This is a genomic window from Synechococcus sp. B60.1 (assembly GCF_047462555.1).
In the GTDB taxonomy this organism is placed as follows: domain Bacteria; phylum Cyanobacteriota; class Cyanobacteriia; order Thermostichales; family Thermostichaceae; genus Thermostichus.
Map to the genome: position 1 here is coordinate 3,866 of NZ_JANSJN010000007.1, position 4,316 is coordinate 8,181.

General features: G+C 62.3%; 2 protein-coding genes and 1 pseudogene. 2 read left to right on the forward strand and 1 reads right to left on the reverse strand.

Annotated elements, in window-relative coordinates; translation table 11 throughout:
* Positions 1 to 1,434, reverse strand: a pseudogene (locus NW863_RS01440) (ribonucleoside-triphosphate reductase); the annotation flags it as partial.
* 331 nt (positions 1,435 to 1,765) lie between these two features.
* Here NW863_RS01440 and NW863_RS01445 point away from each other — a divergent pair.
* Together NW863_RS01445 and NW863_RS01450 are read left to right on the forward strand one after the other, a co-directional pair.
* On the forward strand, positions 1,766 to 2,980 hold the full coding sequence (locus NW863_RS01445) for a site-2 protease family protein (protein ID WP_414363988.1): 1,215 nt from the start codon (positions 1,766 to 1,768) through the stop codon (positions 2,978 to 2,980).
* An 86-nt stretch (positions 2,981 to 3,066) separates the two neighbouring features.
* Positions 3,067 to 4,316: M16 family metallopeptidase (locus NW863_RS01450; RefSeq protein WP_414363989.1), on the forward strand; the 1,250-nt coding region annotated here is incomplete at its 3' end.

Sequence of the window (4,316 nt, forward strand, 5' to 3'; positions counted from 1 at the left end):
GCAGGTAGCTGTCAGCCCGAAGGCGGCTAGCGCCTGCTCCAGCTTAGCTTGGAGACGGGAAAGCAGCTCGGGATCCAGGGTATTGGCACTCCACTCCAGGTGACCGTAGGGCTTGCCGTGGAGATCGCGCCCCAGCGCAACATACCCACCCCCCTGGGTAAACCCAATGAGCCAGGCCACCTCTGGCGTCAGGGGCGGGATGTGCAGGGGCTTTGCGGTGGGGCTTTGGCTTGGACGAGATGCCGTAAAGTCCTCAGGGAGATGGGTAATGGTGCCGGGGAGAACTTGGGTGTTGTGCAGCAGACGATCCCCTTCGACTAACTCGTGGGTACTTTTCCATGCGATGTTCCCCCGAGCGTCTGCCAAAACCGCATGGCGGTGGTTCAAAGTTGAAAAGAAAGGAATGGCATTGGTCTCTATTTCGTAAACTTCTTGGATCCCTTGGTCAAACTTGTTGACCACCCGACGAAACCCAAGGGGGGTCTGAACCCAATCGCCTACCTGCACATCCTTGATGGGCACCAGACCTTGTGAGGTGTGCACCAAGGCGTTTTCAGGTAAGCACCGCCGAATGTTCCCCGCCACAATCGTCACCGCCGCCTCGTCGATGAGCAGGCAGCACTCCACCGAGTTCAGTTGTCTGCCCACCGCTTTGTTGAGGATGGCGGCACAGCGCTCGTAGAGGCCGGGCAGCTTGATGGGGTTGGCCACCCCCCCAAACCCCTGTAGCCGCTCGCCGGCAGGGCGGACATCGCTCAAGTCCACCGTCACCTGGACCTCGCCGCCCAAGCTGGGATCCGCCGCCAGCTCCAGCAGCGCCTGGTAGGACTCCACCCAGCCCCGCCGGCTATCCCCCACCTGGATGTGCACGCGGGATCCCTGCCGCTGGATGCGGGTGTGCTCCTGCCGCTGCTCTCGGGGGGTGGCGCCGAGGGATCCCACCACCTGGACCTGTAGGCGGTTGAGGATGGGGGGCAACTGGCTGATGAACTGGGGTTCCAGCACCGCCCCTGTGCCACAGCCCATCATGGCCAGATCCATCATCAGGCCAAAGGAGCGCCAGTCGACCACGGTGAGGCTGGTGCAGTTGTAGGCGCCGGAGTAGTTTTCCGGCTTTTGGATCCACGCGGTGCCCATCACCCACAGGGCCCGACCCGAGATCAACGCCTTCAACTGCCGCTGCAGATGTTCCACCAGCTCCCGCTCCTGGGGAGTGAAGCGTCCTAGGCGGGCAATGTCGGCCAGGGTGCGATCGCAGACGTCGCTCCAAGTCTCGCGGCTGCCATCCGGGCGCCGCCGACTGTAGGTGCGGTAGAACACTGGAGCGGCCGTCGGAGCTGTTGCTGGGAACTCGCCCCCAGAACCCAGCGCTTGCCCTTGTAGCAAGGGCACCGCTTTGCTCTGTTCGCTTGAGCGGGACGAAATCGACACCATAGCCACACCCCTCCTGCAAAGCTGCCCGTGGAGTCCGACGAAACTGGCTTTTTGTTTTGATTTTCCTTGCCGGCCAGGGCCGTCCCAGAGGAGTTGCCCGACCCGCCGGCCATCCAAATGCCCAACTAGGCTACCACAATCATCAAGGGGCAGGGGGTGTCGTGTGCTCTGGCTATTTTCCCCAGCTCCCCCAAGTGGGGGCAGGCGGGGGATCCGTTACCAAGCCCTGGAAAGGGCTAGAGTGGAAAGGAAGGGATCCCCAACGGAAGGGTTGCCTGCTGTCTTAGAAACTGTGCCCCCTGGGCAAAAGCTGTGTAGGGAGTTGAGGGCTATGACCAGTCGCCTGCGCATTGGAAGTTTGTGGGGGATCCCCCTCTTCCTGGACTACACCTGGTTTCCAGCGGCTGTGTTGCTGGTGCTCTCCTATGGCCTGGTGACGGCGCTAGGGCTGTTTCTCTCCTTGCTGGCCCACGAGTTGGCCCACAGCTTGGTAGCCCGCGCCTATGGAGTCCGGGTGAGTTCCATCACGCTGTTTATCTTTGGCGGCATGGCGGCCATCGAACGGGAAGTTCCTCGCCCCCTGGGCGCTTTTTGGGTGGCCCTGGCAGGGCCCCTCCTCAGCTTGGGCTTGTTTGTCCTCTTTAGCGTGGCCGGAGCTTGGATGGGGCCAGGATCGCCGCTGGTCTCAACCCTCGCCAGCTTGGCTGCCATCAACCTAATGATTGCCCTGTTTAATCTGCTGCCAGGTTTGCCCCTGGATGGGGGGCAGATGCTCAAAGCAGCCATCTGGGCTTGGACAGGGGATCGGCAAAAGGGCATGCTCTGGGCAGCTCGCGCTGGCCAAGGAGTGGGCTGGGGCTTAGTAGGCCTAGGTCTGCTGGTGGTATTTTGGGGAAGCCTCAACGGCCTTTGGCTAGGCCTGATTGGCCTATTCATTTTAAACAGCGCCCGTCGCTATGAGCAGTATGCGCAACTGCAGCGCGTGTTGGCCCGCCTGAAGGCCGCAGACGTCATGAGCCGTCGGTTTCGCGTCCTGGATGCGGGCATGAGCCTGCGGGAGTTTGTCGATCGCTACCTGGTTCCCGCTTCCCTCCAGCCAGAGGCAGGAGGGGGAGTTCAGGAAGTGTACTTTGCCGAGGAGGACGGCCGCTACCGGGGCCTGGTGAGGCCGGAACTGCTCAACGACATCGAGCGCAGCCAGTGGGATCATCTCACCCTCAAGGCCATTCTTAAGCCAATGGAGCAACTGCAGGGGGTACGAGAGGAGACCCCTGTCCTCCAGGTGATGCAGATGATGCGCCAGGCGGAACCCCGTCGCGTCTTGGTCTTCACCCCCAGCGGTGCCATTGCCGGCTTGATCGACCGCGGCGATGTGGTAGCGGTAGCGGCGCGGGAGCTGGGGGTGATCCTGCCCCAGGAGGTGGTGCAGCGGCTGCGCGACAGCGAAGAATGGCCCCCGGGCTTCCAAGTGGAAGAAAGCCTAGCCGACGAAGGATCCCCTAGCTTTTCGTGGCCAGGAGCAACGGATACCCCTTCCAAAACCTAGAGAAATGACCCCTCCCTGGAGTATTCCAGGCGCGGACGGGGGGTTGTCTTGCTAAAATTAAGTTTGTTCTCTATCGATTAAGAATTTTGAGCCGCCTACCTCGTCTTCTGCCTGCTTACACCCATCGCTTAAACAGCGGGCTGCGCGTTATTCTTCACCCCGTTCCCATTGCCGACTCGGCTACGGTGGACGTCTGGGTACAGACAGGCGGGCGCAACGAGCCGCCGCAGTGGCTGGGCATCTCCCACTTTCTCGAGCACATGGTTTTTAAGGGCAGCGAGCGGCTGGCCCCCGGCGAGCTGGATCGCGCTATTGAAGGGCGGGGAGGCATCACCAACGCTGCTACTGGCCAGGATTACACCCACTACTACATGACAGTAGCTGCTGCCGATCTGCCGGAGACTTTGCCCTATCTGGCAGAGGCGGTGTTACGGGCTGGGATCCCGCCCGAGGAGGTGGAACGGGAGCGCCAGGTGGTTTTGGAGGAAATTCGCCGCGCTGCTGACGACTTGGGATACATCACCTACCAGCTCCTCATGGAAACTGCCTACGGGGAGGAGCACCCCTATGGGCGACCAGTGCTGGGCACGCCGGCAAGCCTGATGGGGTTGACCCCAGAGCTGTTGCGCGCCTACCACCGCGGCTGGTACCGGCCCGAATACATGACAGTGGTGGTGACGGGAGGCATTGACCCTGAGCAGACGCTGGCACTGGTGGAAAAGGAGTTTGGCGGCCCCGCCAGTGGCCCTGCCTGGACAAGGCCCCCACTCCCGCCTCAGCCCCGCCCGCAGGGGATCCTGCGCCGCGAGAGCACCCATGCCCGCCTAGAGCAGGCCCGTCTAAAATTGGCCTGGCCCACAGTTAGCCTCGACGCCTGGGAGCAAGTTTGCGGACTAGAGCTGCTGGCTGCCGTGCTGGGGGATGGGCGTACTTCGCGGCTGGTGCATCTGCTGCGGGAACAGCGGGGCTGGGTGAGGGCTATCGGCTGCTCTTCGCTGGTGCTGAAGGAGGGGGGGCTCTTTTGCATCAGCGCCCACCTGGAGGTAGAGGATTTGCCACGGGTGGAGGCAACCCTCCTGCACGAGATCGAGAAGTTGCAGCAGGATGGCATCGGCCAAGCGGAGCTGGATCGCGCTCGGCGCATGCTTACCCACGAACTTCTCTTCTCCGCCGAGTCCCCCAGTCAACTGGCGAGCCTCTACGGCTACTACGAGACCCTGGTCGGGGTGGAGCGCCTCCAGGAGTACCTGGAGCTGTTGCAAGCGTTTACCCCAGCGCAAATCCGCGAGCTGGCTCAGCAGTACCTCTCTCCTGAGGCTTACGTGGTGGCTCTGCT

Bases quoted from the DNA above. Each gene is read 5' to 3' on its own strand.
- NW863_RS01445 (WP_414363988.1), top strand. From the start codon at position 1,766: ATGACCAGTCGCCTGCGCATTGGAAGTTTGTGGGGGATCCCCCTCTTC.